The 24726-nt window shown below is 50.5% G+C and carries 26 protein-coding genes and 2 pseudogenes; 5 read left to right on the forward strand and 23 right to left on the reverse strand.

Going from position 1 to position 24726, the window contains the following annotated elements:
• Positions 1 to 6: 6 nt before the first annotated feature.
• The 12 genes from RCA23_RS11850 to RCA23_RS11905 form a co-directional block, all read right to left on the reverse strand.
• Complete coding sequence (locus RCA23_RS11850; protein WP_044050496.1) at positions 7 to 1146, reverse strand: mandelate racemase/muconate lactonizing enzyme family protein; 1140 nt, start codon at positions 1144 to 1146, stop codon at positions 7 to 9.
• The gene (locus RCA23_RS11855) at positions 1139 to 1978 is read right to left on the reverse strand and encodes a fumarylacetoacetate hydrolase family protein (protein WP_044050497.1); all 840 of its coding nucleotides are present in this window, start codon (positions 1976 to 1978) and stop codon (positions 1139 to 1141) included. Before RCA23_RS11855 ends, RCA23_RS11850 begins: the two co-directional genes overlap by 8 nt.
• Complete coding sequence (locus tag RCA23_RS11860; RefSeq protein WP_044050498.1) at positions 1975 to 2964, reverse strand: C-terminal binding protein; 990 nt, start codon at positions 2962 to 2964, stop codon at positions 1975 to 1977. The genes RCA23_RS11855 and RCA23_RS11860 overlap by 4 nt, the downstream gene beginning before the upstream one ends.
• Positions 2961 to 3710, reverse strand: coding sequence for an SDR family NAD(P)-dependent oxidoreductase (locus RCA23_RS11865; RefSeq protein WP_044050499.1), 750 nt, complete (start codon positions 3708 to 3710; stop codon positions 2961 to 2963). Before RCA23_RS11865 ends, RCA23_RS11860 begins: the two co-directional genes overlap by 4 nt.
• The gene (locus RCA23_RS11870; protein WP_044051530.1) at positions 3707 to 4024 is read right to left on the reverse strand and encodes an L-rhamnose mutarotase; all 318 of its coding nucleotides are present in this window, start codon (positions 4022 to 4024) and stop codon (positions 3707 to 3709) included. The genes RCA23_RS11865 and RCA23_RS11870 overlap by 4 nt, the downstream gene beginning before the upstream one ends.
• Positions 4024 to 4788: an acetoacetate decarboxylase family protein gene (locus RCA23_RS11875; RefSeq protein ID WP_044050500.1), complete on the reverse strand. Its 765-nt coding sequence runs from the start codon at positions 4786 to 4788 to the stop codon at positions 4024 to 4026. The genes RCA23_RS11870 and RCA23_RS11875 overlap by 1 nt, the downstream gene beginning before the upstream one ends.
• Positions 4789 to 5832 (reverse strand): Gfo/Idh/MocA family oxidoreductase, encoded by a 1044-nt coding sequence (locus RCA23_RS11880; protein WP_044050501.1) that lies wholly within the window; start codon positions 5830 to 5832, stop codon positions 4789 to 4791. It lies immediately after the preceding gene.
• Positions 5825 to 6568 carry a FadR/GntR family transcriptional regulator gene (locus RCA23_RS11885; protein ID WP_081870966.1) on the reverse strand — a complete coding sequence of 248 codons (744 nt, stop codon included), beginning with the start codon at positions 6566 to 6568 and terminating at the stop codon, positions 5825 to 5827. The genes RCA23_RS11880 and RCA23_RS11885 overlap by 8 nt, the downstream gene beginning before the upstream one ends.
• On the reverse strand, positions 6565 to 7560 hold the full coding sequence (locus RCA23_RS11890; RefSeq protein WP_044050502.1) for an ABC transporter permease: 996 nt from the start codon (positions 7558 to 7560) through the stop codon (positions 6565 to 6567). The genes RCA23_RS11885 and RCA23_RS11890 overlap by 4 nt, the downstream gene beginning before the upstream one ends.
• Entirely contained in the window at positions 7557 to 8624 is a 1068-nt protein-coding gene (locus RCA23_RS11895) for an ABC transporter permease (protein ID WP_169701405.1), read from the reverse strand. The genes RCA23_RS11890 and RCA23_RS11895 overlap by 4 nt, the downstream gene beginning before the upstream one ends.
• A complete protein-coding gene (locus RCA23_RS11900; protein ID WP_044050503.1) occupies positions 8624 to 10135 on the reverse strand; it encodes an ATP-binding cassette domain-containing protein in 1512 nt (503 codons plus the stop codon). The genes RCA23_RS11895 and RCA23_RS11900 overlap by 1 nt, the downstream gene beginning before the upstream one ends.
• 72 nt (positions 10136 to 10207) lie before the next feature.
• Positions 10208 to 11245 carry a rhamnose ABC transporter substrate-binding protein gene (locus RCA23_RS11905; protein ID WP_201770461.1) on the reverse strand — a complete coding sequence of 346 codons (1038 nt, stop codon included), beginning with the start codon at positions 11243 to 11245 and terminating at the stop codon, positions 10208 to 10210.
• A 216-nt stretch (positions 11246 to 11461) separates the two neighbouring features.
• Here RCA23_RS11905 and RCA23_RS11910 point away from each other — a divergent pair, with 216 nt between their 5' ends.
• From RCA23_RS11910 to RCA23_RS11930, 5 genes are all read left to right on the forward strand, one after another.
• Entirely contained in the window at positions 11462 to 12598 is a 1137-nt protein-coding gene (locus RCA23_RS11910) for a mandelate racemase/muconate lactonizing enzyme family protein (RefSeq protein ID WP_052377159.1), read from the forward strand.
• Positions 12599 to 12612: 14 nt separating this feature from the next.
• Positions 12613 to 13428: a sugar phosphate isomerase/epimerase family protein gene (locus RCA23_RS11915; protein WP_044050504.1), complete on the forward strand. Its 816-nt coding sequence runs from the start codon at positions 12613 to 12615 to the stop codon at positions 13426 to 13428.
• Between the two features lie 142 nt (positions 13429 to 13570).
• A complete protein-coding gene (locus tag RCA23_RS11920) occupies positions 13571 to 13843 on the forward strand; it encodes an aldo/keto reductase (RefSeq protein ID WP_081870968.1) in 273 nt (90 codons plus the stop codon).
• A gap of 162 nt (positions 13844 to 14005) precedes the next feature.
• Positions 14006 to 14893, forward strand: coding sequence for an amidohydrolase family protein (locus RCA23_RS11925; protein ID WP_044050506.1), 888 nt, complete (start codon positions 14006 to 14008; stop codon positions 14891 to 14893).
• 433 nt (positions 14894 to 15326) lie between these two features.
• Positions 15327 to 15647: an AAA family ATPase gene (locus tag RCA23_RS11930; protein WP_044050507.1), complete on the forward strand. Its 321-nt coding sequence runs from the start codon at positions 15327 to 15329 to the stop codon at positions 15645 to 15647.
• A gap of 50 nt (positions 15648 to 15697) precedes the next feature.
• On the opposite strand, the pseudogene RCA23_RS17035 reads toward RCA23_RS11930, so the two are convergent.
• From RCA23_RS17035 to RCA23_RS11975, 11 genes and pseudogenes are all read right to left on the reverse strand, one after another.
• Positions 15698 to 15778: pseudogene (locus tag RCA23_RS17035) on the reverse strand (IS6 family transposase); the annotation flags it as partial.
• A 301-nt stretch (positions 15779 to 16079) separates the two neighbouring features.
• Positions 16080 to 16787 carry an IS6 family transposase gene (locus RCA23_RS11935; protein ID WP_044050508.1) on the reverse strand — a complete coding sequence of 236 codons (708 nt, stop codon included), beginning with the start codon at positions 16785 to 16787 and terminating at the stop codon, positions 16080 to 16082.
• Between the two features lie 107 nt (positions 16788 to 16894).
• Complete coding sequence (locus RCA23_RS11940) at positions 16895 to 17212, reverse strand: L-rhamnose mutarotase (protein ID WP_044050509.1); 318 nt, start codon at positions 17210 to 17212, stop codon at positions 16895 to 16897.
• Positions 17169 to 17498: pseudogene (locus tag RCA23_RS16295) on the reverse strand (alpha-hydroxy-acid oxidizing protein). The gene RCA23_RS11940 and the pseudogene RCA23_RS16295 overlap by 44 nt, the downstream one beginning before the upstream one ends.
• A gap of 92 nt (positions 17499 to 17590) precedes the next feature.
• Positions 17591 to 18439 (reverse strand): fumarylacetoacetate hydrolase family protein, encoded by an 849-nt coding sequence (locus RCA23_RS11945; RefSeq protein ID WP_044050510.1) that lies wholly within the window; start codon positions 18437 to 18439, stop codon positions 17591 to 17593.
• Positions 18440 to 18609: 170 nt separating this feature from the next.
• Positions 18610 to 19512 carry a dihydrodipicolinate synthase family protein gene (locus tag RCA23_RS11950; RefSeq protein WP_081870970.1) on the reverse strand — a complete coding sequence of 301 codons (903 nt, stop codon included), beginning with the start codon at positions 19510 to 19512 and terminating at the stop codon, positions 18610 to 18612.
• A 147-nt stretch (positions 19513 to 19659) separates the two neighbouring features.
• Entirely contained in the window at positions 19660 to 20556 is an 897-nt protein-coding gene (locus tag RCA23_RS11955; protein WP_201770462.1) for an amidohydrolase family protein, read from the reverse strand.
• A 41-nt stretch (positions 20557 to 20597) separates the two neighbouring features.
• The gene (locus tag RCA23_RS11960; RefSeq protein WP_044050511.1) at positions 20598 to 21380 is read right to left on the reverse strand and encodes an SDR family NAD(P)-dependent oxidoreductase; all 783 of its coding nucleotides are present in this window, start codon (positions 21378 to 21380) and stop codon (positions 20598 to 20600) included.
• 164 nt (positions 21381 to 21544) lie between these two features.
• On the reverse strand, positions 21545 to 22711 hold the full coding sequence (locus tag RCA23_RS11965) for an enolase C-terminal domain-like protein (protein WP_052377162.1): 1167 nt from the start codon (positions 22709 to 22711) through the stop codon (positions 21545 to 21547).
• A 27-nt stretch (positions 22712 to 22738) separates the two neighbouring features.
• Positions 22739 to 23863 carry an ABC transporter ATP-binding protein gene (locus tag RCA23_RS11970; RefSeq protein ID WP_044050512.1) on the reverse strand — a complete coding sequence of 375 codons (1125 nt, stop codon included), beginning with the start codon at positions 23861 to 23863 and terminating at the stop codon, positions 22739 to 22741.
• Positions 23864 to 23937: 74 nt separating this feature from the next.
• The gene (locus RCA23_RS11975; protein ID WP_044050513.1) at positions 23938 to 24723 is read right to left on the reverse strand and encodes an ABC transporter permease; all 786 of its coding nucleotides are present in this window, start codon (positions 24721 to 24723) and stop codon (positions 23938 to 23940) included.
• Positions 24724 to 24726: the final 3 nt, after the last annotated feature.

The following is a 24726-nucleotide window of genomic DNA, read 5'->3' on the forward strand; positions in this document are numbered from 1 at the left end:
TGTCTCCTATTTGTCCATACGCGCGGACGCGACAAGGTCTTCGTTAATTTCAATCCCAAGACCCGGCCCCGTGGGCATCGGAACATACCCCTTCTCATGCCAGATAGGCTTGTCTACCAGGTCTTTTTGCGCCGGGCCATAAACTGGCTGAAGTTCAAGCATTGTACACGCCGGATTGGACCAACTTAGCGCCTGGCTTGCAGCCCCGACTATGGCCGTCGAGAAGTTATGAGCATTCGCCTGACGGCGGGATTGAGCACATATTTCCGCCGCCTTGGCGAACCCAGTGATTCCGGCGACCCGCCCGGGATCAAGCCCGATCACGTCAACCGTTCCAGTGTCAACGATCCGCTTTACGCCCCGTGCATTCCATTCACGTTCACCGTAGGCAATACGTATACCGGTCGCCGCACGAAGTGCTGCGTATCCTTCAGGGTCATCGTGCCCCAAAGGTTCTTCAAGCCAGTGAACACCATAATCTTCAAAGACACGCGCACGGCGAATGGCAGTTGGAACATCCCAGAAATTCTTGACGCCCAGATCAATCATCAGCATCTTGCTGGGCCCCATCGCCTCGGAAACTTGGCGGACAAAATCGACATCGCGATCATGGTCAAAGCCAAGATTAGCCTCTCCACGTTTCCCAAATCCAACTTTCGCCCCATGCAAGCCCGTAGCGGTATGGATCGAAATTTCTTCAGCCATTTCCTCGATGGTTGCTTTGGTGCCATGTAAACTGGCGACTGCTGGCATTTTTTCATGCATTGGTCCGCCCAAGAGGTCGAGCACGCTGACGCCAAGCATCTTGCCCTTGAGGTCCCAAAGCGCAATATCGATCCCCGAGATCGCGATTGATACAAGACCAGCGCCAGTTCCATACCACCAGCTGTGATCGTGCAAGTCGTGCCAGATGCCAGCCGTATGCATAGCGTTTCGGCCAACAACAATCTCGGAAAGTCCTTCAACGATTTTGGCTGCGGCCAACGTTGCTTCAGGAAAATAGGAACAGCATTCGCCCCAGCCTACTTGACCATTTTCACCGGTGATTTTGACCAGACAAACTGCACGAAACCGGTTGTGATCCGTTGGCTCTTGATAGGAGACCGGGATAGCTTCAACGCTTTTGATTTTATATGCTTTACTCATCAGAAACACAAAGCTGTTTTTGTTGACCCAAACCCTGGATCCCCAGTTCAACTTCGTCACCAGCTTTTAGATAACGCGGTGGTTTGAAACCGAGACCAACGCCCGGAGGTGTACCAGTAGAAATGATATCGCCAGGCTCAAGCGTCATGAAATTCGACAGGTAAGCAATAAGATGCGCTACTCCATAAACCATAGTCGTCGTTGAACCATTTTGAACACGTTCGCCGTTAACTTCTAGCCACATTGAAAGGTTTTGGGGATCGCCAACTTCGTCTGGGGTTACCAACCACGGGCCGGTTTGGCCGAAGTTGTCACAGGACTTACCCTTGGTCCACTGTCCCTCACGTTCAGTTTGATAGGCACGCTCGGATACATCGTTAATTACGCAGTAGCCAGCGACGTGATCCAACGCATCTTCTTCAGTCACGTATTTTGCCGACTTGCCGATGACGACACCAAGCTCCACTTCCCAGTCCGTCTTTTCAGATCCACGCGGGATGACGATCGGATCGTTAGGCCCACATATTGCCGAAGTCGCCTTCATGAATAACACCGGTTCAGACGGAACATCCAGCCCGCTTTCCGCCGCATGATCTGCGTAGTTCAAACCGATGCACATGAATTTTCCTGTACGCGCCACACAAGCACCAATGCGCGGATCGCCCTCAACAATTGGCAAACTGTGGCTATCAAGATTTGCAAACCGGCCAAGATCGCTCAGCACATCACCGGCAATATCGCTGGTAATACCACTCAAGTCTCTAATGTTTCCTGCATCGTCAAGAATGCCGGGTTTTTCTGAGCCGCGCGGGCCATATCGGAGGAATTTCATAATGCTTCCTGTATTTCTGTGGGTTTAGAACCCGGAATTGGGCGGCGCGCAGATTTGCCTGTCAGCGCACGTGTGATTTCATCTGCTACAAGGCTTTGGAGGCTTTCAACAGCAACATCCGAATACCATGCTGCATGGGGCGACATCGTAAGGTTCGGTGCAGATCTGAGAGGGGAGTCTGCTGCCAAGGGTTCTTGCAAAAATACATCAACTGACGCACCGGCAATCTCACCGTTGGTAAGCGCCGTCGCCAATGCGGTTTCATCAATCAGGTCACCACGCGCAGAATTAACCACGTAAGATGTCGATTTCATTTTCGCAAAGGCATCAGCATTCATCCGGCCAATAGTGTCTCGTGTTGCAGGAGCGTGCAACGAGATGCAGTCTGACTCACAGATCAACTCTTCAAAAGATACACCTTTTACCTTCAGCGGATTGTTTTTCGCCTCATCAAACATGGGATCGGTGGCTAGAAACTGAAACCCAAATGGGGCGAGCCGCTCAGCTACGGCCTGCGCGATCCGGCCAAACCCGAAGAAACCAATCTTAGTGTTGCCAAATGCTTTCATCGGTTTGGCGATCTTGACTGCGGCCCAGTCACCAGCTCGAACAGATGTATCAAACGCTTCCAGTTTACGTAATTTGGCCAGGATCATCGCTGCGGTATGATCGGCCACTTCCGACGTACAATAATCAGGGACATAAACACCCTGAATATTTCGCTTGTTCATCGCGGCAACGTCAAGATTATTGTACCCCACGCCGTAGCGTATCACGGTCGCATCCGGCGCGAGCCCTTCCACCGCTTCGGCATTTAGTTCTGCAAATTGCACTACGGCAACTTTTGCACCTTTTACAGCTGCCGCCACGTCTTCGGGTGTACGACAGTCGCAAAGCTCAAAGCTTGCCCCCAGCGCCTCTGCTACAGCACGTTCTCTTTCGACATCCGGGAAGGTTGCATCGGTTATGACAACATCTGCACTCATGCTGCAATCTCCAGACCAGCGCGCCGGCGAAAATCTTCATGACGTACGTCAATTTCACTGCCAACCAACTCATCGGCAGCCGAAGTACAGAGCCAAGCAATTCCGTGTGCAGGCTCCCAGGCCGGCGCTAAGTCACTACGCTTGAGATCACTCACGGGATTGATACCGCTTTCGCGAATTGATCCCTGCATGCCAGTATCAACAACACCCGGGGCAAAGCCGAAAATACGTACGCCCTGTTCGCCATATTCTTTGTCTACGCACCGCGTTAACATCGCGACGCCTGCTTTGCTGGAGCAATAAGCACTCCATCCTTCCATCGGGTTATGCGCAGCACCAGAAGACAGGTTCACAATTGTGCCACCATTCTTGATCATATACGGCAGTGCCTGTTGGATTACATAAAATGCCGAAGTTAGATTGATCTCGACGTTTTTCGCCCAGTCGCCAATGTCCACATCCGTCATCCGCCCAATCGGGTTAATAACACCGGCGTTGTTGACCAGAATGTCAAATCCTACAGCCATAAGAGCCTTAACCGCAGGCTGATCCGTTGCGTCGCAAATAACACCACGCGCGGTAACTCCTTCGGGAAGTTCACCAAGCGCCTTGTCAATTGATGGTTGGTTGCGCGCTGTAAACGTCACCTCAGCACCAGCTTTTGCCAATGCCTCGACCGTCGCGAAACCAATGCCGCGTGCACCTCCGGTGACAAGGGCTTTTTTGTTGTTAAGGTCTAGGCTCATTGGTCGAGGCTCCATTGTTTAGGTAAAAGGAAGGGGAATCCGGTGCTGGAATCAATATCGACTTCCATGATTGGAGCCATATATTCGCTCCATTTTGCGTTCACCGGATCGTCTTTGAGGAAATCTATCGTGGTTTGTAAATTGTCCGTTTCGAAATAGCCAAACAAATCCAGCCCGTGGCGGAAAATATGATAAGACTTAAGTCCCGACGCACGAAGTGCTGCATCCATTTCTGGCCAGAGTTCATCATGGCGGTGCTTGTATTCTTCTTCATATCCAGGCCGTACTTTTAGAATCCATGCATAGCTGGACATCATTCTTCCTCCTTCAGGTAATCGAGTAAAACTTCACCGGGAACGAGGGTAAATTCGGCAGCCCAGAAAAAGCCGTCCAGCATTTCGCGAACTGGAAGGCGGTGAACAGGCGCTTGCGCATTTGCGCGAAGTTCCGTGGTGCAGGGGCTACGCCAGCATTCGGTGACCTTTACATCAGACAGGCTTCTCGAGGTGAGCTGACGGATTGCTGGCGACCCATCAATATGATCAACAGCTTTTAGATTTATGTTGGTTGCAAACGGAAAAACATCAGAAAGTTCAGATATATCAGCTTCTTGTTGCTTGTAAGGCATCGTGCCAGTAACGACGTCAATTCCGTTTCGTTCAAGATTTCCAACAATCAGGTCGCCCCTGAAGTCGATCTTTGGGTTGCCAAGTTTCTTTGGTTGGCCGTGAATTTCCCGCCCATGGGTGACACCAACATCTGACGAAAGAAACAGATATGGTGAGTAAGAACCAACTGCTTTACCCGGCAACTCGGCACCAAACATCACGTTCACTTCGTTGTAAGGCCCAACCCACGACGTGTCGTTCATCTGATAAAAATGGATCATCACTTCGTCACCCGTGGGGACAAGCGGTTCGGGCAGCAAAGCGCGCATCGCCTCAACATCAGTGCGATAGACCAATGTGAAAATCTTGATATCGCGAAACGTGAACGGAAAACTGGGTATCATCGGTGCATCAAGAGGGGTCGAGAACCCACCCTTTACAATGTCAGATCTTTTGTTTTTCCACGTCATCTAAATTGCCTCCGATTTTCCAGATCTGAAAGAACGGTACATGGCATCCAGAACTTCGATCGCGCGCATACCAACTACCCCGTTGGCTTCAATGGTTTTTGCGGTGCCCTGACACACTTCAGCAAGCCGATGGATCGGTTCGATGGCCATATATTCGCCAGCGTTCGGTGCCAGATCGAGGACGACGTCGTCCTCGTCAAATCGGCGCAATTCCATGCGCGACCGTTCCATATCGATAAGAAGCATGCCTTCCGATCCAAAGACGCGAATATCAAGCTGGTAGGAGCAATGTTTGGGTACCAATGCACTCCCCGACAAACTCGCCTTAGCACCATTGGCAAAGGTCAAGATGGCTGCATCCAACAAATCAACATTAGCCGCCGACTTGGTTTCGAGCGCGTAAACCTCAGAAGGCTCCAAATCAACAAGCCGGAACAACAGACCCAGAGCGTGGCTCAGCTGTCCCCAACCGTACCCCCCCGCTTTATCGGGATCAGCCCAAGTTGACTTGTTGGGCTGGAACATATGATCTGCAGCCTCGCTAAGGCCATCACCGCCAAACAGATCAAAGGTGAAAGTCGCCATCTGACAGCTCACATGGCGTATCTCTCCAATGCGTCCATCAGCAATCAATTCAGATGCGGTTGTCGCGAAATCTTTGTAGTTCCATCCGTAAGGAATAAGGATTTCACGACCTTTTTCTTCCGCCAGTTTGACCAATGCGCGGGCGTCTTCGGCACTTGTTGCCATCGGCTTGTCGATCAGTACGTGACACCCGGCTTCAAGCGCATCACGCGCATGTTCAAAATGAAGGGTGTGCGGTGATGTGATAACCACTGCGTCCAGATCTTCGTTTTGCAACATTTCGCGATGATCAGTATATCCGCGCGCAATATCGTATTTGGCGAGGATTTTATCCAACGCACCCTGATTGCGCCGGTTCACAGCTACAAAATCAACATCTAGGTTTTCCAAAAGCGCTGGAACGTAGGCTTCAACGCCCCACCAACCAGCGCCAATCATTGCTATTTTTGATTTAGGCACCTGTGGCCTCCTTAAGTGCGTTTCGGACATTAATCATATGCTGACGCATAGCTTTTTCAGCGGCTTGCGCATCGCGCGCGTGAAGTGCCGCCATAATAGCCTGGTGGTCGGCAATGGACTGACGACGAACCTGATTTTCTTTTTGTAGTACCCGGCGGCCCTGATCACCCAAGAATTGTAACATTTTACCAACACGCGACAAAAAAACGTTTCCAGACGCGTCCAGTAAAGTTTTGTGAAACTCCACGTCGGTGTCATGAAATGTATTTGCGTCATCTGGATCCGCCAGCTGAGCGTCTAGAAGTTCTTGTAAGTGAGTCAGATCCTCATTCGAAATTCGTGTGGCCACTATTGCTGCGATCATCGGCTCGTATTCTATCCGAGCGTCAAATAATTCAAACATATTCTGGGGGTTGAGAGAGACGAAAAAATCTAATGGATTCAAAAGTTCGCCCGCTTCAAGCGAGGTTACAAATACACCACCACCATGACGAATTTCTAGTACACCAAGAATCGAAAGTGCACGCAGTGCTTCACGCACAGTTGGACGACTCACATCGAGAATACCAGCTAGGTCGCGTTCAGACGGAAGTTTTTCACCAGCGATAAGCTGACCGTCTTTGATGAGGTCAAGAACGCGCTGGACCACAAGTTCCGAGACGGCTTTCTTGCGAACTATGGGCTGGTTAAGGGCCATTCCACCAACGGTTAGTGCGGATGTCGTCCGCTGTTTCATTCTACGGTTCCTTTTCCCAGTTTTCTCAACTTTTTGATCCACTCCTGTATATTTGGAACCATGACTGAAAGAATCAACAAAATACCAAGGACCCCCGTCTGGATGTGCCCGGTGATATTGGCAAGCGCCATACCATTGCGAAGATTCAATACGATGAGAATTGCCAAAAGGGTGCCAACCATAGTGCCCCTGCCACCAAAAATCGACACGCCACCGAGTAACACGATTGTAATAATATCAAGCTCGAACCCAAGGGCCGCATCACCTCGTACAGCACCAAGACGCGCGGCAAACAAAAGGCCAGCAAGGGCGGAGATTAAACCCGAAAGTGTAAAAATGATTGCTTGAACCCCTCGTACATTGATGCCTGAATATTCAGCAACGTCACGGTTGGACCCGATGAAATACACTTGGCGTCCAAATACCGTGCGTTGCAGCACAATGTAGAAAAAGAAAACCAACACGAAAAACACGAGTATGGAAAGCGGTATAGGCCCCACTAGCGGCGCTTGCCCCAACTTGTCAAACCAATCAGGGAAGCCTGTGATCCCACGGTCTTCCACAAGGACGCGCGCAAAACCACGAAACGCAATCATCGTAGCTAGCGTGACAACCAGAGAAGGGATGCCAACCCAGGCAATCCAGAAAGCATTGAATGCGCCGAGAATGGCACCTGCGGCAAGCACGATGACAACCGCACCACTTGCAGAAACTCCAGATTGAAACAACCAGCCAAAAAGGCATGCAGCGAAACCCATAATCGATGCAACTGAGAGGTCAATTTCGGCATTGATGATGACGAACGTCATGATGACTGCGACTATCACTTTTTCGATCGAAAGTTGAAACAGGTTGATCTGGTTGTTCAGCGTAAAGAAAAACGGTGAGTTGATGGTATTGCCAACGAAAAGCAGTACCAGCACCAAAAGCAAAAAACCTTCCCATGAATTCAACGCTTTTACGATGCGCGATGTGAAGTTTTCAGTGCTCATGTGCTGCTCTCCTTTACTCGGCCAGATGCTAATTTTGTTTTCTCAGGTTCTTTGTCTGAGGGGTTAGGTTTTCGCCCTCCCAAAAGCCGGCGCGCCAATAGTGTGTCCATCGCCACTGCAAAAAGTATCAAAAGACCCAAGATCGCTTCACGCCAGAACTCTGACACTAATTCCCATCGAACAAGACTGGTATCGATCAAATCAATCAGTGTGGCGCCAAGTAGCACGCCAATAATGCTTCCAGAGCCACCGAAAATGTTCACGCCACCGACGACCACGGCACCAACGGATTTCAGCTCAAGCCCTTGCCCAGCGACAACGGTGATGTTGCCAAACCGGGCGAGGAACATAAACCCAGCTAACCCGGCCAGCGCACCGGAAATTAAAAAGGCTTGCAGTACGGTGCGTTTAAGATTGATTCCAGAAAATTCCGCCGCATCAGGATTGGAACCCACAGCATAAAACTGTCGACCCGCACGAAATTTGGTCAGGAAAAAGTGCATGCTAAAGACTACAAACAAAGCGATCACCACCATCCAGCGCACTTTGAAGCCGCCAACGACAAACATATTCTGGCGGGCAAATTCAATGAGCCAAATAGGCAGCGAGCCAGTTGTAATTGAACTTCCATCCGAACTTTCCACAAGGATCGAGCGAAACAGTGCCAATGTGGCCAGTGTCACGATAATTGACGGAAGATTTAACCGGCTGACCAGCAGTCCGTTTACGAGTCCAAAGCACGCGCCAATTCCCATTGCCAACAGAACGACAAAGACGGGCGCGAGGTCAGGAAAACTAGCCAAAATGCCGCCCAGGAAATAAGCCGTACACCCGACCACCGATCCTATTGAAAGATCGATATTTCGGGTCATAACTACCACTGCCTGACCAACAGAAATCAACGCAATTATTGAAACCGACGTTGAGATTCGTACAAATAGTCTAGGTGTAAGATAATTTTGAATTTGCGATGAAAAAAACAGCGCAATGGCCACCAAAACGAGGAGTAATATCGCAACACGTTGCCCGTTTGGACCTAGTTTTTTTGAAATCGACGACAGCATTACGCAAACTCCATCTGAACGCCAGCGCCGACGGCCAGATGCATTACGTTTCCTTCAGTGGCAATATCGCCGATAAATTCTCCGGCAATCCGACCTTCACGCATAACGATTATCCTGTCAGCTAAAGAAAGCACTTCTGGTAAGTCTGATGATATAATCATAATCGCCACGCCCTCAGCGGCAAGTTCATGCAAGATTTGATGTACCTCAGCTTTGGCCCCAATATCGATGCCCCGCGTAGGCTCGTCCACTATAAGGAGACGCGGCGCGGTATTCAGCCATTTCGCCAACATTACCTTTTGCTGGTTTCCTCCAGAAAGGGCGCCAACGGGAGAAACTAAATCCGCCGCCTTGATATTCAAGCGCATCCGAAATTCTATAGCGTCCCTGCTTTCTGCGTCGAAATCGATTAAACCAACTGAGTTGCTATATTTATTCATCATTGGAAGCGTGATGTTGCTTGTGATTGATTCATCCATTGCGATCCCGAACTTGCGTCGGTCTTCAGAAACATAGGCAATACCAAGTTCCTGAGCATCTTTCGGCGAAGATATTTTCGCCACGACACCGTCGATAGAAACTTTTCCACTGTTCGCGGGATCAATCCCGAAAAGGGCAAGGGCGACATCGGTGCGCCGCGCGCCAACAAGGCCGGAAAAACAAACGATTTCACCCTTCTCTACACTGAATGAGATATCTGAAAATACGCCATTCTTACTTAGCCCCTGAACCGTCAGCATGTCTTCGCCGGTAGCCGTAGATGGCTTGCGGGCAAAGCGACCTTCCATATCGCGCCCGACCATTTCCGTGACCAGGCTTTCATTTGTCACGTCGTCAATCACTTTCGTCGAAATATGAGTACCGTCGCGCATTACTGTGACGCGATCGGCCAGTGCAAAAATTTCTTCGAGACGGTGGGAAATATAGAGCACAGCGACACCTTGTGAACTCAAGGATCGCGCGATACTAAAAAGGCGTTGCACTTCATTATCCGAAAGCGACGCGCTTGGCTCATCCATAATGAGAACCCGCACATCAAGCGAAATCGCCCTTGCAATTTCAACTGTCTGCTGTTCGGCAAGTGTCAATGTGGAAGCCGGGCGACGCACATCGAGCGACACACCCAATTTGGCGATCACCGCTTCAGCCTCTTCATACATGTCGTTCCAGAGAATGAACTGTGAGCGACTATGGTGATTAATGAAGATGTTTTCGGCAACATCAAGGTCTGGAAAAACCATAGGCTCTTGATAAATTGCCGTAATACCAATAACTTGCGCCTCCTGAGTGGTGCGTAAAATGCGGGCGCTACCGTCAACCCATATTTCACCAGAGCTTGGTTGATGAATACCTGTCATCGCCTTGATCAAGGTCGACTTTCCGGCACCGTTTTCACCAACAAGCGCATGAATTTCACCCGGAAACATTTCAAATGACACATCACTCAGCGCAGCGGTTACTCCAAAATGTTTGCTGACATTCTTCATTTCCAGAATAGGCGCTACCATCATCTTTGCTCCGCCAATATTGCGTTAAGACTAGCCCGCGCGAAGGCAGGCCAGTCACTTATTCGACACGCAAGCTTACTTCGCAGCAGCTTCGACGTTGTCTTTGTTATAAACTGTGAATGGTCCCATTAGAACGCGTAATCCTGCGTCACGTGTTGGATCCTTCTCGATTGTATAGTCACCCATACGGCCTGCATTGAAGGTCTCACCAGCTTCGCCTTCGATCTGACCTGTGGCCAGCATGTAGCTGGTGTAGTAGGTCAGGTACCCAAGATCAACGAAGTCCCAGAGCGCGAATTCAGGCGCACAACCATTCATAGTGTAGGTAACCATTTCGGCTGGAACGCCAAGGCCAGAGACTTTGATTTGACCACAAAGATCCTCGTCCTGTATCGCTTTCGCGGACGCAACAATACCCACAGAAGTAGGCGACATAATCAGACCCAGATTTGGGTACTTATCTGCCAACGCAAGTGCGCGGTTGTAGCTTACTTCGGATTGGTCATTACCGTAAACAATGTCGACATGTTTAAGGCCCGCATACTTAGGACCTTTCAACGCCTCTTCCATAGCCGCAATCCAAGCATTCTGGTTTGAAGCGTCTGGTGTTGCAGACAAGGTTGCAAACTCACCCTCACCGTCAAGAATGCTGTGGGCCATATCTGCCATAACCACGCCGATTTCACCAAAATCAACCTGTGCAATAAAAAGCGATTCCCCTTTCGCGGAAGGAATAGGCGAATCCCAAGTTACAACTTTGGTGCCAGCAGCTTGTGCAGCGACAGCTGATGGAACAATTTGCTCACCTGCGTTGTTGGACAGCATAACTGCAGCCCTCTTTTGTGAGGCTGATGTTGTCATGATTTCGATTTGGCCTGCAACTGAGTTCTCAGGTGTTGGACCAGTATAAAGCAGATCACCGGTATTACCGAGTTCTTCATGCGCTTCTTGCGCACCTTGATTTGCCTGATCAAAGGGCAAAATTCCAAGGAATTTTGGCAGAAGCACCATGTCGGCTTCTAAACCCTTTTGAGCAATGGCCGTTTCAGCCGATGCGATTGACCCTGCTAATGCAGCACACACAGCAAGCGTAGAGACTTTCCATACTTTCATTTGTTTCTCCTCCCTGAGAAATATTCTGACAGGCATTGTCGATTTATTTCGCTCGACAAAATTGGCCTTACCACTTAACCACGTCGGTCAATATTCTGTCAATACTAAAATTTTTTTAAAAATTATTGTTTTCAATAATTTACAGCAAAAATAATTCTTGTAAAAAATTCATCTGGCGCTTTATAATTGGTCTGACCACTTTTGGAGAGATGGGAAATGTCTAGTATCAACGCCGTGATTCCCTATGTAATTCACCACCCAGAGCCCAATGACGGCGGGCGGATGCGGTGGACCTGTTTGCTTAAAATCACTGACCAAGCAGGAAACGAAGGCTGGGGCGAAGCCGTAGCGATGTGGCCCGAAGCCTGCCATGCAATTTCAACCCTTATATCATCGGGATTACAAAACATCGTACTCGGTCGCCGCGCATCAGAGGTGACGTCTCTGTGGCAAGATCTTCGCAATCATAGCTGGTGGTACGGGCGTGGTGGCCTTACATCGTTCGCGATAGCAGCAATTGATACTGCAATTTGGGACCTTTGGGGACAACAGATCAACCGACCTGTCCATGCCTTGCTTGGCGGCATTATATCAGCCGGCTTGCCTTCCCAAGCGCCACTACATGTTAATCAAAGCTCTATTGAAGAACTCGTTGAATTTGTAGTCAGCTTGCAGAAACGCGGTTACCGATCTGCCAAATTAGGCTTTAACTCAAAGGGTTCTTTTCCACTTGGCCCAAATCCAACCGAAACCGTTCGCTCTACAATGGAGCTTCTCCGTGCGGCCACAGGGCCAAAATTTGGCCTCATGGTTGATATCGGCAACGGCCTAAATTTATCAATAGAACAGGCTATTTCATTCTGTAAATCGCTTGAGCCCCTAAATCTGGGCTGGATCGACGAGCCGCTAGACCCTGACGATTGGCAAGGCTACCAGCGCCTGCGAGGATCAACACAGTTGCCAATCGGATACGGCGAACGTAACTACCGCGTCGAAGATTATGAGTGCACCATCGCGCGAGGTGACTGCGACGTACTTTCTATTGATGTGTCGCGGGCCGAAGGTATCACCGGATACCGAAAGGTTCTGGACCTTGCTGAGGCAGCCGGACTAAAAACCGGCCCCCACAGCTGGTCGACGGCTATATCCAGTGCTGCCAGCCTGCAAGTTGCAGCAACAAGTTCGACGAGTTGTTTTTTCGAAATGAAACCCCTTCAAAGCCCCGTGCAGCAGGGCCTAGCACTACCAGAACTGCTATTTGATACCAACGGCAACTTCACTCCTTCAGACGCTCCAGGTTTAGGTATTCGAGTTAATCATGCAGTATTAAAAAATTTCACCGTGACACGTTGAACAGGAGACAGCGAATGAAAATTTCATTGACATCATGGTCATTTCCCGCTTGTACGCTCAAGGAAAGCTGGAGCATTGCAAATGCCTTAGGGATTTCACACATGGACCTAGGTCTGCTTCACGGCGCATCCTTGGACCGCGACCTAGTACTAACTGATCCCCAATCCGCGGCCGCACAGGTCAAGGATATTGGAATTTCCGTGGCCAATCTTTATTGGCTCTTTGGTGACACTCCCCAGGACCGCCCCTTGACCGATTTGACTGCCCTTGATCAGAATACGGCTGACCTTTCACCCGTTCTAAAGTTTGCCGAGGAACTGAATATTCCCACCATGTTTTTATTGCCTGGCGTCAGCAAATCGGGGCAATCAGAAAGTGATCTGCTTGCCAATTCCGCTCAGGCGCTGCGCTCCATGGTTCCCATGGCCAATAGTCACGGTGTAAAATTAAGTGTCGAACCCCACGTTGGTGGATTACTTAAAAGCCCAAACACCTGCCTTGAATTTATTGATGCTGTACCAGGGTTGAAGCTTACGCTGGACTATGCGCATTTCGCATGCATGGGTTTTCCCCAAACTGAAATTGATCCGCTTGCCCGGCATGCAGCACACGTGCATATGCGCCAAGCGCGCCCTGGTGCACTTCAGGCAAAATTGGCCGAGGGCACGTTGGATTTCGTCGCAATGGTAGAAACGCTTCGCTCTGTTGATTTCGAGGGTTTTCTATCAATCGAGTACGTCCACCAAAATTACATGAACACGCTGTTCGACGACGTCCTCACCGAAACGATCCAAATGCGCAACTTACTGCAGGAATGTGGCGTGATTTGATGCTGAATAAACCAAAAAGTTGAAAGTAGACACAATTGAACGACGGAAACCAAACCTGTAGTTAGATTAAACTGAACAGTACTGACGGACAAATGTTGGTTTTGTCGCCCGATACGGATATCAGCCCGCCAGAGATGAGGTAATGATGGAAACCAGAAAAATTCAAGAAATATGTCTGTCACACGGAGTTAGTTTGGCGGCAGCAGCATTGCAATTTCCGTTGGCGCATCTTGCGGTTACCTCAGTGATCCCGGGTGGCGCGAAACCGGAGCAGGTTACACAAAATATTTCTTCGGCGCAGGCGCACATCCCGGCTAAACTCTGGCAGGATCTCATGCAAAGTGGACTGATAGAGACCGATGCGCCTGTACCTGATTTGCGATGGCAACCCGCCTCCAGATCACCATTAGTTTAGCACTCTTTCCCTCATACGTTGGAATAAGAATTTATTGCCGACCAAGACCCTTGCCAAAGTTGCCTTGCAAAAATTAGTTTTGTAATTTTTTTAACCAATATTGTTTGTCGCAGTCCAACCAGATCAACATTCTTGTTGGGCCACCAAAAAATGGAGAACATGATGCCAAATTTCCCAATCATCGACACACATTTGCACATTTGGGATTTTGACCGACTGACCTACTCAGCGTTCCAAGGGCATCCGTTGTTTGGCAAATCCTATCAGATTGAAGATTATCAGCGGGATTGCGAAAATGTTGAGGTCGAGGCGATGGTATTTTTGGAGTGCTATGCCGATTTCACAACGACATCAGGGCAATATATGGAAGAGATCGATTTCGTCGAAGACTCCGCCAAACTTGATCCAAGGATCAAGGGCATCGTTCCCATGGCCCCATTGGAATGGGGCCCAAAGGTCGAGCCGATGCTTGCCGAGATGAAAGAGCTACACCCAGCTGTAAAAGGCATTCGCAGGATTGTTGAGTTTGACGATGATCCACGAGCATTGACCCTGAGCGACAATTTTATCGAGGGTGTTAACCTCCTGGAAAAATTTGGCTTCCATTTTGAAATCAATGTGAATTTCACCCAGATGGATATCGTCCGGGAGTTTGTGAAACATATTCCAAACGTACCTATGATACTTGATCATTGTGGAAAACCCGGCATCGTCGACGGCGCGATTGAACAATATCGAAGTGACATCCGGGAACTGGCGGAGCATCCCAACTTACTGATAAAAATGTCAGACCTTCCAGCGGCGGCAGATCACGAAAACTGGAGCGAAGGTGATCTTCGTCCCTACATTGATGCCACGATTGAAACCTTTGGATTTGATCGCACTATCTATGCCAGCGACTACCCGGTTTGTTTACTGGCAGGAAGCGTAACCCGTGGCATAGAGGTACTGGACCGCGCATTGGCCGGATCTTCGGAAACTGAATTGCGTAAGCTCTACCGTGACAATGCCAACAAATTTTATCGTCTCGGTTTGCCGGTAAGCGTATAAGCTCGATGGTAAACCATCGAAAAAAGTAAGCGACGTTAAAGTATCGTCTGGCCTCGGAAATGACCCTCGCGTGATTAACCCATCACGTATGATGCGGATTGCTGGGACTGTTAACTATCCGAGCCAAGCAAGGCAGCCAGGTGCTATATTTCTGAATTGGTTACCCTCAAGCGGGAGGCAATCTGATGTCGTTGCCGAATATCCAGCATTGGAACAACATATTCCCACCGCTGGAGCCATTATTTGCGACACGAAACGATGCGCGGGAGCCTCTGAATAGAGATGTTGCCTCATAGGCGGCTATGAGTGGCCAAAATTGGCATGCTAATATGCTGAGGTTGGTTGGGAGCTGGATTGCCAAAGGCAACATAGACACTGAAATACGTATTCTTGCGGAAAAACATACTTTGCCCGACTACACTCTGGAGCAAACATGGCAAGACGTTCAGCCGATGATCGAAGGCGCGCGAAAAAGAATTATGATGCCCAAGCTAATAGCAACGCGCCTAAACAAAACTCTTCACCAAGAGACATTCTGACCCTAATCGCTGACGTTCAGCTTAAAGACCCAGAATACCTGATCGAAGATGTTATCAAGGAGGAATCTCTGATCGGCTTAATTGGCCCATCTGGATCAGGCAAAACTTTCGTGGCCATGGATAACGCGCTGAGCTTGGCAACTGGGAAAGACTATCACAGATTCTCAGCGTCCAAAGGTTTGGTCACCATGTCAGCCGGGGAGGGCCATCTCTGAAGCTGTCAAACTAATGAGAACACGCATCAGATTGCTAGCACAGCCTAAATCTATGCGCTCGGTAATTGACGCCTCTCAGTAAGAGCGGCGGCGCGGTTTAGCTTGAAGTTGGTGCGTGAATAGAGATGGCGAGCCCCCCAACAAAATTACCCCCAAATGACTTTACAAGGCTAATACTAAAGCCCCGTGGTCCGAGACGCGGGAGCCTAAAATGGGGGTCCCCGTTCCTAGGTCCTGCGCCTCAGCTGTAGGGATTAGGCGCAGTAACCCCTGATTAACTCTGTTTTGATCTGATGTTTCATTGTGGGTAGCGTTGTGGGTAGAAATTTTATCTTATTATAAATATAAATTTAATCAGCTACTTAATTGGTATATGTGGCGGTGCTGTCAGACGAATGAGAACTCGCATCGGATTGCTGGCGCAGCTTTAATCTATGCGCTCAACAGTTGGCGCCACTCAGTAAGAGCGGCGGTTCGATTGAGTTTGAAATTGTCTCGTGAGTAGAAGTGGCGCTCCTGATTGAAATGGTTGTGGACTGAAGAGTGGACGGCAGCGAACTTTTGCAGACATCGCATCTGTCGAAAGCGGAGCATAGCGCGTTCTCGTCGTCGAAACGGCAAGTGGGAATTCTCAGCCCGATTATTTACCCAGCGACCCGTTTCCTGCCGATCCGCGTTGCCAACAACTTTCATTGCAGCGCCATAGGAACGTAGTTTGTCCGTCACAACTACTTCTGGCCCGCCGTAGCGCTTCATTGCTTTTCTGAGGAATTTCAATGCTGCCTTGCGGTCTCGGCGCTTGGTTACATAACTTTCAAGCACCTCACCTTCGTGATCAACGGCCCGCCAGAGGTAATGCGTCTCTCCGTTGATCTTCACGAAGACTTCGTCCAGGTGCCACTGCCAGTTCGAATACGATCGCATCCTACTGACCCGGTTTCTTCGTATCTCAGCAGCAAACATCGGACCAAATCTATTCCACCAAAACCGAACTGTTTCGTGGCTGATCTCAATGCCTCGTTCGTGCAGAAGATCTTCAACATTACGGAGTGAGAGCGGAAAACGAACGTACAGCATCACAGCCAAGCGGATGATCTCAGGGCTCGTTTTAAAGTACCTGAATGGGGAGTGTTTTGTCATACGGAGAGGCTACGAAACCGCCCGCCCCGTCTCAAGTTGGTTTTATCTGACAGTACCTAATTCGCTGATACGGAAACGAAATTTCCCTGCGCGACGGTCTGACCAGATCAGTCCTGCATCCGCCAGACCATTGGCAGCAGGAATGGAAAGTTCGTCGCCTCGTCGATTTCCACTTTCATAATCGGAGCCATGAATTTGTCCCAGCGACGGTTGGCTTCGCCTTCGTTCATCCGCTCAATTGCAAGTTCCAGATCATCAGTTTCAAAATAGCCGATCAGCGTAAGACCATGGCGGAAAATTGAATAATTGCGAACACCAGCATCTTTCACTTCTGCGACGAGTTCGGGCCAGATCTCATCATGGCGTTTCGTGTATTCGTCCTCATATCCGGGGCGAAGTTCCAAAATCCAAGCATATTGTGACATATCGTGCTCCTTGGTTGCAAAAAAAGTAATTACACCGGATGTTCTCACAGGTAAGTTGGTCAATTGATGCGCAGCCCATGAGTCTCATGTCACGCTCAAGTTCCTCACGCATCAAACCCAAAGCCCTACCAACACCGCGTTGTCCAGCGGCGGCCAACGGATATAAATTTTAATGCCCAACTCCAACAGCTTTTGCACCTAACGATAGTGCCTTTAGAACATGGGTTCCACGCTGTACGCCGCTACCCACAATCACGTCGATTTTGTCTCCAACCGAGGCAACAATTTCTGCGAATCACATGGGGAACGGGCAACATCCGGATAAATCATGTGTTGATTCGTGTCCAAAGGTGCGGTCATGGTGGTTCCTTTCAAATATCATTCCGGGTCGGCTATAACGTCCTGGCGTTGCCTGCCCAAGCCTTCGATACCCAGTTCAACCACATCACCGGGGCGCAGGTATTGCTGCGGTTTTTGCCCCATTCCAACGCCGGGAGGAGTACCGGTGGAAATAACGTCGCCGGGGTGAAGGCTCATGAACTGGCTGAGGTAGGACACCACATGTGCCACGCCGTAGACCATGGTTTTGGTCGACCCATTTTGCATGGTCTTGCCGTTCACTGTCAGCCACATCGGCAGGTTCTGCGGATCGGAAATTTCGTCCTTTGTGACCAGCCACGGACCGATCTGGCCGTAATTGTCACAGGATTTGCCTTTGGTCCAATTGCCCGCTCTTTCCAGTTGAAAAGCGCGTTCAGACACATCGTTTGTCACGGCATAGCCCGCAACGTATTTCAGTGCATCAGATTCAGACACGTATTTCGCGCGCTTGCCGATCACGACGGCCAGTTCCACTTCCCAATCGGTTTTTTCCGAACCACGCGGGATGATGATCGGGTCATTTGGACCACAGATTGCGCTGGTGGCTTTCATGAATATCACTGGTTCCGGCGGCACATCCATACCGCTTTCTTCCGCGTGGTCTGCATAGTTCAGGCCGATGCAGATGAATTTGCCGGTTCCAGCAATGCAGGCGCCCAGCCGGGTGTCGGGGCCGACCAAAGGCAGGCTGTTCAAATCCGTCGACCGGATGGCTTTCAACCCGTTATCCGATAAGGTTTCGCCAGCAATATCGTTAACTATGCCGGACAGATCACGAATGTTGCCATCGGTGTCGATAATGCCCGGTTTTTCAGCGCCAGTTTCGCCAAATCTAAGAAGCTTCACTTTGATTTCCTTTATGTATTGGCCCAACCGCGACAGCACGATGTGCGCCACCGGTAACAACTGTGTATTGGTTGTTGAAGTTGTGTTGAGTAGTAATCTGTATTTGCATGTTTAATTTCCCTTTGAAGTCGGCATAGGCAGGTGCCTGAAGCCATAATCGTGGTTGACCATCATGCCCCTGTCGGAAGTGGTCCAAGCTGGGCGGCATACCGTGTGATACATTCGAGTCCGAAATCAGTAGGTTGAAGCCAGGGTTCTCGCGCAGATCCGATTTCGATCCCGAGGCGATAGGCGAGCAACGTCTTTCCATACGTCAGAAACTGCGGGATGCCCTGCATTACGAATGTAAGGACCGGCAGCAATTTTGCATAAAGCTCATCCGCATATTCATGCTCGCCAGCGATAAAAGCAGCATGAATTGCCGCCGTTCGGTCAATCGTCTCGATTCCAGGGATCAGTCCTTGAGCTCCGGCCCGCAAATTATCCGTCAATTCCAGCCCGCAGCGACCATTGAAGACCATTGTCTTACCAGTGAGCGCTTTAGCGGACGGTTCAAGCGCCAACGCCGAGCATTCCAACTTTGCGATCGAAAAATTGGTGTAATTTTGCGCCAACGAGATAAGGTTGTTGTCATTGAGACCATAGCCAAGGAATTCGGGCGCGTTCTGAATGCCCACCGGACAATCGAGCGCATTTATAACTTCAGAGAAGAAAGTAAGGAGTGCGGCTTCGCTGATCGTTTCAGACGGAGGTTGCAGGAGCAGCGCAGTAGCACCCAGATCAAGTGCTCGTCTAGCCGCTTTCAGCTGATTGTCGGGTGTTTCTCCACGGATAGTTACAATCATCGGTAATTGGTTGTTCAGACGTTTTGCAATCGTAGTTATCACGGCCGCGCACTCATCTTCATCCAATTTGGCTGCTTCTGTCCCGAGTCCCAGAACTGCAATGCCTTTCGCCCCAGCTGAGATGGCCGCGTCCACCTGAAGTGAGAACGGATCGAGCCGGAGTTCACCGTCAGAGCCAAAAAAGGAGTAAAGCATCGGATAAATTCCTGGATGCAATTGTTTTGTCATTTGATTAGTCTTTCTCTTTTAGCGAACATGGTCGATTGCTGTCGCGTCTAGCTATGTATTTGTCGTTACCGGCAATGGTGAGACGCATCGCTAAGACTTTTCCCATTTAGGCATCTCAAACGACATGCCAATTGCACAATCCTGTCGTTAGATTCGATAAACCCGCTCTGCGGTCTTCCTTAGCAGAAGCGCCTGTTCATTTTCGGAGAGCGGCGCTATAATTTCGGCAAATGCCTGCCAATGCTGAACATAAGTCGCAAAGAGCTTGTCGACCGGGAAGTTGCTCGCAAGCATAGATCTTTCGGGGCCGAATGCTTCGAGAACCTCATAAATGTACGGGCGAAAGCTTTCGACGGTCCAGTTGTGATCAAACATGCCAAGACCGCTGATCTTTACGGTTATGTTAGGTTGGGCGGCCATTGTTCGCAGACCCTCCTTCCATTCTTTCCAGCCATCAGGGGTTCGATCAACAAACATACCGGCATGGTTCAAAACGATACCTACGTCGGGGTTTTTGGCTGCAAGGGCAGCGCAGCCCGCCATTTGATGTGGGTATATTTGCAAATCAAATGACAGATCATGTGACCGCAGCAGATCGAAGTTTTCCATCCAAACCGGATTGGCCAGATGATCAGGCGCACCGTAGGAATAATCAGCGATTTCGTGCAGGTTCAAAACCTGACGGATACCCCGTGTGTTGGCAAATCTTTTTTGATCAATTATCTGCGCTTCAGCATCATCCGCGGCAAGATCCACGTTCACGACAAGCGCCTGGGGTTTGCCTTCGCCTGCTCCGTCGGCGAGCGATTGAAGAACTCGAGTCTCTTCCACGCGGTCTGTCGGAAAAGCTTCGACATGCACCGCTTTTTCAAGGACAACCTCTGCCCCACCCTCAGCCAGTAGTTCAGGCAGAAGATAGCTGCGGGCGATTTCAGCTGTATTGCCAATAAAACTGTCTGACGGTTCCTCAAAATGCGGGTACAGGCCCGTAGACAGATCCCACAAGTGAATGTGTGCATCGACAACTCTAATGGGGTCGCTCATGTTCTACTCCTTCTGATTTCAAATAATCCGGTTCGGGTTGGCTATTCCAAATTTACGTACATGCCGCCGTCGACAAGAAGGCTTGCGCCAGTGACATAGCGGGCCATATCCGAGGCCAAGAACACTGCAACTTGGCCAATATCGTCTGGCGTTCCGAACCGACCGAGTGGGATACGTTTCAAAGAATACTCAGCAAGTTCTGTACCGTCGAGAACGTCGCGTGTAAGGTCAGTCAGAATGGTTCCGGGCATGATGGAGTTGCAGCGAATATTGTGCTTACCAAGCGAGATTGACACCGACTGCATCATCGAGTGAACCGCGGCCTTGGTTGGTGTATAATGACTTTGCAATTCGCCACCTACTAGCGCGCTAATTGACGAAGTAGCAATGATCGCGCCGCCGTGGCCCTGTTTCACCATCTGCCGCGCAGCAGCCTGAGAAACAATGAAACTACCTTCGTAATTTACAGCCGACACCCTTCGCATGACATCAATCGGAATATCCAAAAACGAGTGGAAAGGACAAATCCCAGCATTCGATGACAATACATCCACTTTGCCAAACTCCGCGACTGCGGCATCAACAATTTTCTGTCCGGTATCGGGGTCAGCAACATTACCCTCAACTGCAATCGCACGGCGCCCTGACGCTTCAATGTCGGCCAAAACGGCCTCAATTCCCTCCGTTTGACCAAGTTCGGCATCATTTTCGCTGAAATAATTGATGACCACATCAGCGCCTGCCTGCGCCATGGCGCGAGATATACCCGCGCCTATTCCGCGGGATCCCCCGGTTACGATCACACATTTGTCTTTAAGAAGCATCACGCAGGTCCTTTTTTGATAGTGCTAGAACAATCTTGTAACCCGTCATATCCGTGAGACAGACCGTGTTGTCTTACTAAGCGAGAGTTTTCGGTTCATCTTATTCCTTGAGGGGTTGAGAGACGAAAACGAATACATGGCCAAATGGATCGAAAGAATCTGGGTCATCGGATCGGAGTGAAGCCAGGCAGCGCAAGACTCACCCCAAGCCCTGGATCATCGCTGAGCGTGATCTCGCCGTTGAGAGGTATGGCTGCACCATCAAATAGGGGTGTTTCCTCATGCTCCTCATAAGCCGGAACCGGGAAGTATTCGACCATGCCGATGGTATTGTCACTTGCCGCCAGATGCAGTGTGGGGAGACCGTAGGCATGTGGGTATACGGAGAGTCCGGCTGCTTGCGCGAGCGTGCACACGTGCTGGGCCTCGCTGAACCCGCCAACCCGGCCGATATCGAATTGGATGATATCGAGGGCTTCGGCCTCAATCAACTGAGCGAATCCATAACGAGTGGTCTCGTGTTCGCCGGCAGCGATCGGTACCGGTGATGCCCGCCTTAACGCGGCGTAGTCTCTGATCTGATCGGGCATCAGCGGCTCCTCCACCCACTTGAGGTTGAACGGACCGAGCGCGTGGCACATCTGCAGCGCGTACTCGAGGTCCCAACCCATGTAGGCATCTGCCATGATGTCGATATCGTCACCGACGGTTGAGCGAAGAAGCTCGACTATCTCGATGTTGCGGTTCATGCCCTCCCGTCCGTCTACCGGACCGTGGAGAAACCGCATTTTCATGGCCTTAAATCCCCGGCTAACGTAGCCGGCTGCTTCGCGGGTGAACTCGTCCTCGTTAGTGAAGTGAAGCCCACTTGCATAAATAGGGATCGAACCCCGGGTCCTGCCACCGAGGAGCTGATGCACCGGTTGGCCCAAATGTTTGCCGGCGAGATCCCACAGAGCAATATCGATGCCGCTGATCGCGTGCAACGCAGGACCCTTTCGCCCGTAGGGCATGGTGCTTCGATACATCTGGTCCCAGAGCATATTGCGGTTGAGCGGGTCGCTTCCGATCAAGAACCTGTTGAGATGCTGATCGATGATGGAGCTGCTGGTGCGGCAGTAATCCTCGCACCAACCCGTACCCACCAGACCGTCTTCGGTCTCGATCTCGACCACACACATAGAGTCGTTTGGGAACCAGCTCGACAGCGGATGTCGATACTCGGGGTATCTCGCCATGGGGGTGACCAGCTTGAGCTCATCTTGCCTAGCGGCGAAGTCGCCCCAAAACGACGTGTCAACGGGGGTCACCTTCACTCTTGCGATCTTCATTGTATTCTCCTCAAGGTCGTTGAATTGTCAAAGGGCTTTGTCTTTTGAAACAATCGTTTCCGGCAATAACGCAGCGTCATCCGTAAGAAAGCTAAGGCGCAACGTCTGACCGGACCGCAGTACAGGCGTGTTACCAGAGCGAAACTCCTTGAATACCAAGTCTTGCTGGCCGTTGCACTTAATCGTGTAACGATGCACGTCACCGAAGAAGACTACCTCGGTAACCGTCGCATCAAATGACACATGTCCATTTCCCAGGGCAGCGTGTTCGGGCAGTCGAACAATTTTTTCCGGCCGCACCGAAAGCAGGGCATGACGGCGACCCGATTCGGGTGGTCGTGGATAGATGGTGTCAAGTCCATCAATCACCCATCCTCCTGCAGACTTCTCAAGCGGATTGGTGAGTGTCAGGAGATTCGTTTCGCCTATGAACTCCGCGGCAAAGCGCGATTTCGGATGATCATAGATCTGTTGAGGATGGCCGATCTGAACGATTTGGCCTTGGTCCATAATTGCGATTCGATCGGATAATGTTAGAGCCTCACCCTGATCGTGCGTTACATATATAACGGTGCAGCCAATCTGCTGCTGATAGTGTTTGATCTCGAGTTGCATGCGTTCCCTCAACTTGAGGTCCAACGCGCCCAAGGGTTCATCCATCAGGAGCACTTTTGGCTCGAAGACGATGGCACGTGCGAAGGCGACGCGCTGGCGTTGGCCGCCAGAAAGCTGGTTCGGCATGCGCTCCAAAAACCCGCCAAGGCCAACGAGGTCAAGGGCGGCGGCAACCCGTTCCTGCGTGACCTGACTGTCAGCACCGCGCATCTTCAAAGGAAAGCCGACATTCTGCTCCACATTCATGTGCGGGAACAAAGAGTAGCTTTGAAACACCATTCCGATGTTCCGCTTTTCAATGGGTGTCGCGGTCACGGGAACGCCTGCTATGGATATCTCGCCCGCGCTCGGGTTCAGGAAGCCCGCCAACATGTTCAGGGCAGTCGTCTTGCCGGAACCGCTTGGCCCAAGAAGCGTAAGGAACTCGCCGGCCCCAACGCTGAGTGTGAAATTCCCGAGCACCTCCACGTCACCGAAAGATTTACAGACCCCGCTGAATTCAACGACTGCGCCCCTGGACTCTTGAAGTTGTTTCATGGTTGCAAATCCTTAACAAGAGCATCCGCTGGCATTCTGGCAATCTTGATACGTTCTGACTTCAGCATTGTGTCCTACTTCTGTTTTAAGCGTTGTGTCGCCCGCGTTTGGAGCAGAGTGCCGAGACCAATTCCGATCGTGGTTAGGGCAATCAGAATGGACGCGACGGCCGCGACGGTGGGATCGATCTCAAATCTGAGATCCTGCCAGATGCGCACGGGTAGAGTTTGCTGACCGCTCATAACGAACAAGGCGACAATCAGCTCGTCAAAGGAGATGAAAAAACTGAAGATTGCCGAGGCGAAGACCGCCGGTCTGATTGCAGGAAAGGTGACATACCAGAATGTACGTATTGGCCCGGCACCATGGATACGCGCCGCGCGTTCCAACGTTGTGTCAAAATGCTCGAGAGTCGCGGAGACGATCAGCACCGAAAATGGCATCGCCAGAATGCTGTGCGCGAGAATCAAGCCGAAATTGCTCCCGATGAGATCAAGCTGCGCAAAGAGAAGGAAGAGAGCAAGAGCCACAATGATAGCGGGAACGACGATCGGCGAGATCATCAGGGCATAGACGATGCCCTTCCCGAAGAATCGCGTCCGAGTTAGGCCAAGTGCAGCCAAGGTGCCGAGAGTTGTGGCGATAAGAGAGGCAGGGACTCCGATTATGAAACTCAAGATGGTCGCGTCCAGAAAGTCGGAGTCCTCGAAGTAGTTACGGTACCAACGCAAGGATAGAGATTCCGGTGGAAATTGAAGAAAGCGAGAATCGACGAACGAGATCGGTATGACGATCAACAGCGGTGTAAGCAGGTATAACGCCACGAACGCGAAGTATATGGAAAGCAGAATGCGGGACATGGG

The organism is Planktomarina temperata RCA23, assembly GCF_000738435.1.
Taxonomy (GTDB): Bacteria; Pseudomonadota; Alphaproteobacteria; order Rhodobacterales; family Rhodobacteraceae; genus Planktomarina; species Planktomarina temperata.

Coding starts and splice junctions, on each gene's coding strand:
- RCA23_RS11850 (WP_044050496.1), bottom strand. CDS start 1,146: ATGAGTAAAGCATATAAAATCAAAAGCGTTGAAGCTATCCCGGTCTCC.
- RCA23_RS11855 (WP_044050497.1), bottom strand. CDS start 1,978: ATGAAATTCCTCCGATATGGCCCGCGCGGCTCAGAAAAACCCGGCATT.
- RCA23_RS11860 (WP_044050498.1), bottom strand. CDS start 2,964: ATGAGTGCAGATGTTGTCATAACCGATGCAACCTTCCCGGATGTCGAA.
- RCA23_RS11865 (WP_044050499.1), bottom strand. CDS start 3,710: ATGAGCCTAGACCTTAACAACAAAAAAGCCCTTGTCACCGGAGGTGCA.
- RCA23_RS11870 (WP_044051530.1), bottom strand. CDS start 4,024: ATGTCCAGCTATGCATGGATTCTAAAAGTACGGCCTGGATATGAAGAA.
- RCA23_RS11875 (WP_044050500.1), bottom strand. CDS start 4,788: ATGACGTGGAAAAACAAAAGATCTGACATTGTAAAGGGTGGGTTCTCG.
- RCA23_RS11885 (WP_081870966.1), bottom strand. CDS start 6,568: ATGAAACAGCGGACGACATCCGCACTAACCGTTGGTGGAATGGCCCTT.
- RCA23_RS11890 (WP_044050502.1), bottom strand. CDS start 7,560: ATGAGCACTGAAAACTTCACATCGCGCATCGTAAAAGCGTTGAATTCA.
- RCA23_RS11895 (WP_169701405.1), bottom strand. CDS start 8,624: ATGCTGTCGTCGATTTCAAAAAAACTAGGTCCAAACGGGCAACGTGTT.
- RCA23_RS11900 (WP_044050503.1), bottom strand. CDS start 10,135: ATGATGGTAGCGCCTATTCTGGAAATGAAGAATGTCAGCAAACATTTT.
- RCA23_RS11905 (WP_201770461.1), bottom strand. CDS start 11,245: ATGAAAGTATGGAAAGTCTCTACGCTTGCTGTGTGTGCTGCATTAGCA.
- RCA23_RS11910 (WP_052377159.1), top strand. CDS start 11,462: ATGTCTAGTATCAACGCCGTGATTCCCTATGTAATTCACCACCCAGAG.
- RCA23_RS11915 (WP_044050504.1), top strand. CDS start 12,613: ATGAAAATTTCATTGACATCATGGTCATTTCCCGCTTGTACGCTCAAG.
- RCA23_RS11920 (WP_081870968.1), top strand. CDS start 13,571: ATGATGGAAACCAGAAAAATTCAAGAAATATGTCTGTCACACGGAGTT.
- RCA23_RS11925 (WP_044050506.1), top strand. CDS start 14,006: ATGCCAAATTTCCCAATCATCGACACACATTTGCACATTTGGGATTTT.
- RCA23_RS11930 (WP_044050507.1), top strand. CDS start 15,327: ATGGCAAGACGTTCAGCCGATGATCGAAGGCGCGCGAAAAAGAATTAT.
- RCA23_RS11935 (WP_044050508.1), bottom strand. CDS start 16,787: ATGACAAAACACTCCCCATTCAGGTACTTTAAAACGAGCCCTGAGATC.
- RCA23_RS11940 (WP_044050509.1), bottom strand. CDS start 17,212: ATGTCACAATATGCTTGGATTTTGGAACTTCGCCCCGGATATGAGGAC.
- RCA23_RS11950 (WP_081870970.1), bottom strand. CDS start 19,512: ATGACAAAACAATTGCATCCAGGAATTTATCCGATGCTTTACTCCTTT.
- RCA23_RS11955 (WP_201770462.1), bottom strand. CDS start 20,556: ATGAGCGACCCCATTAGAGTTGTCGATGCACACATTCACTTGTGGGAT.
- RCA23_RS11960 (WP_044050511.1), bottom strand. CDS start 21,380: ATGCTTCTTAAAGACAAATGTGTGATCGTAACCGGGGGATCCCGCGGA.
- RCA23_RS11965 (WP_052377162.1), bottom strand. CDS start 22,711: ATGAAGATCGCAAGAGTGAAGGTGACCCCCGTTGACACGTCGTTTTGG.
- RCA23_RS11970 (WP_044050512.1), bottom strand. CDS start 23,863: ATGAAACAACTTCAAGAGTCCAGGGGCGCAGTCGTTGAATTCAGCGGG.
- RCA23_RS11975 (WP_044050513.1), bottom strand. CDS start 24,723: ATGTCCCGCATTCTGCTTTCCATATACTTCGCGTTCGTGGCGTTATAC.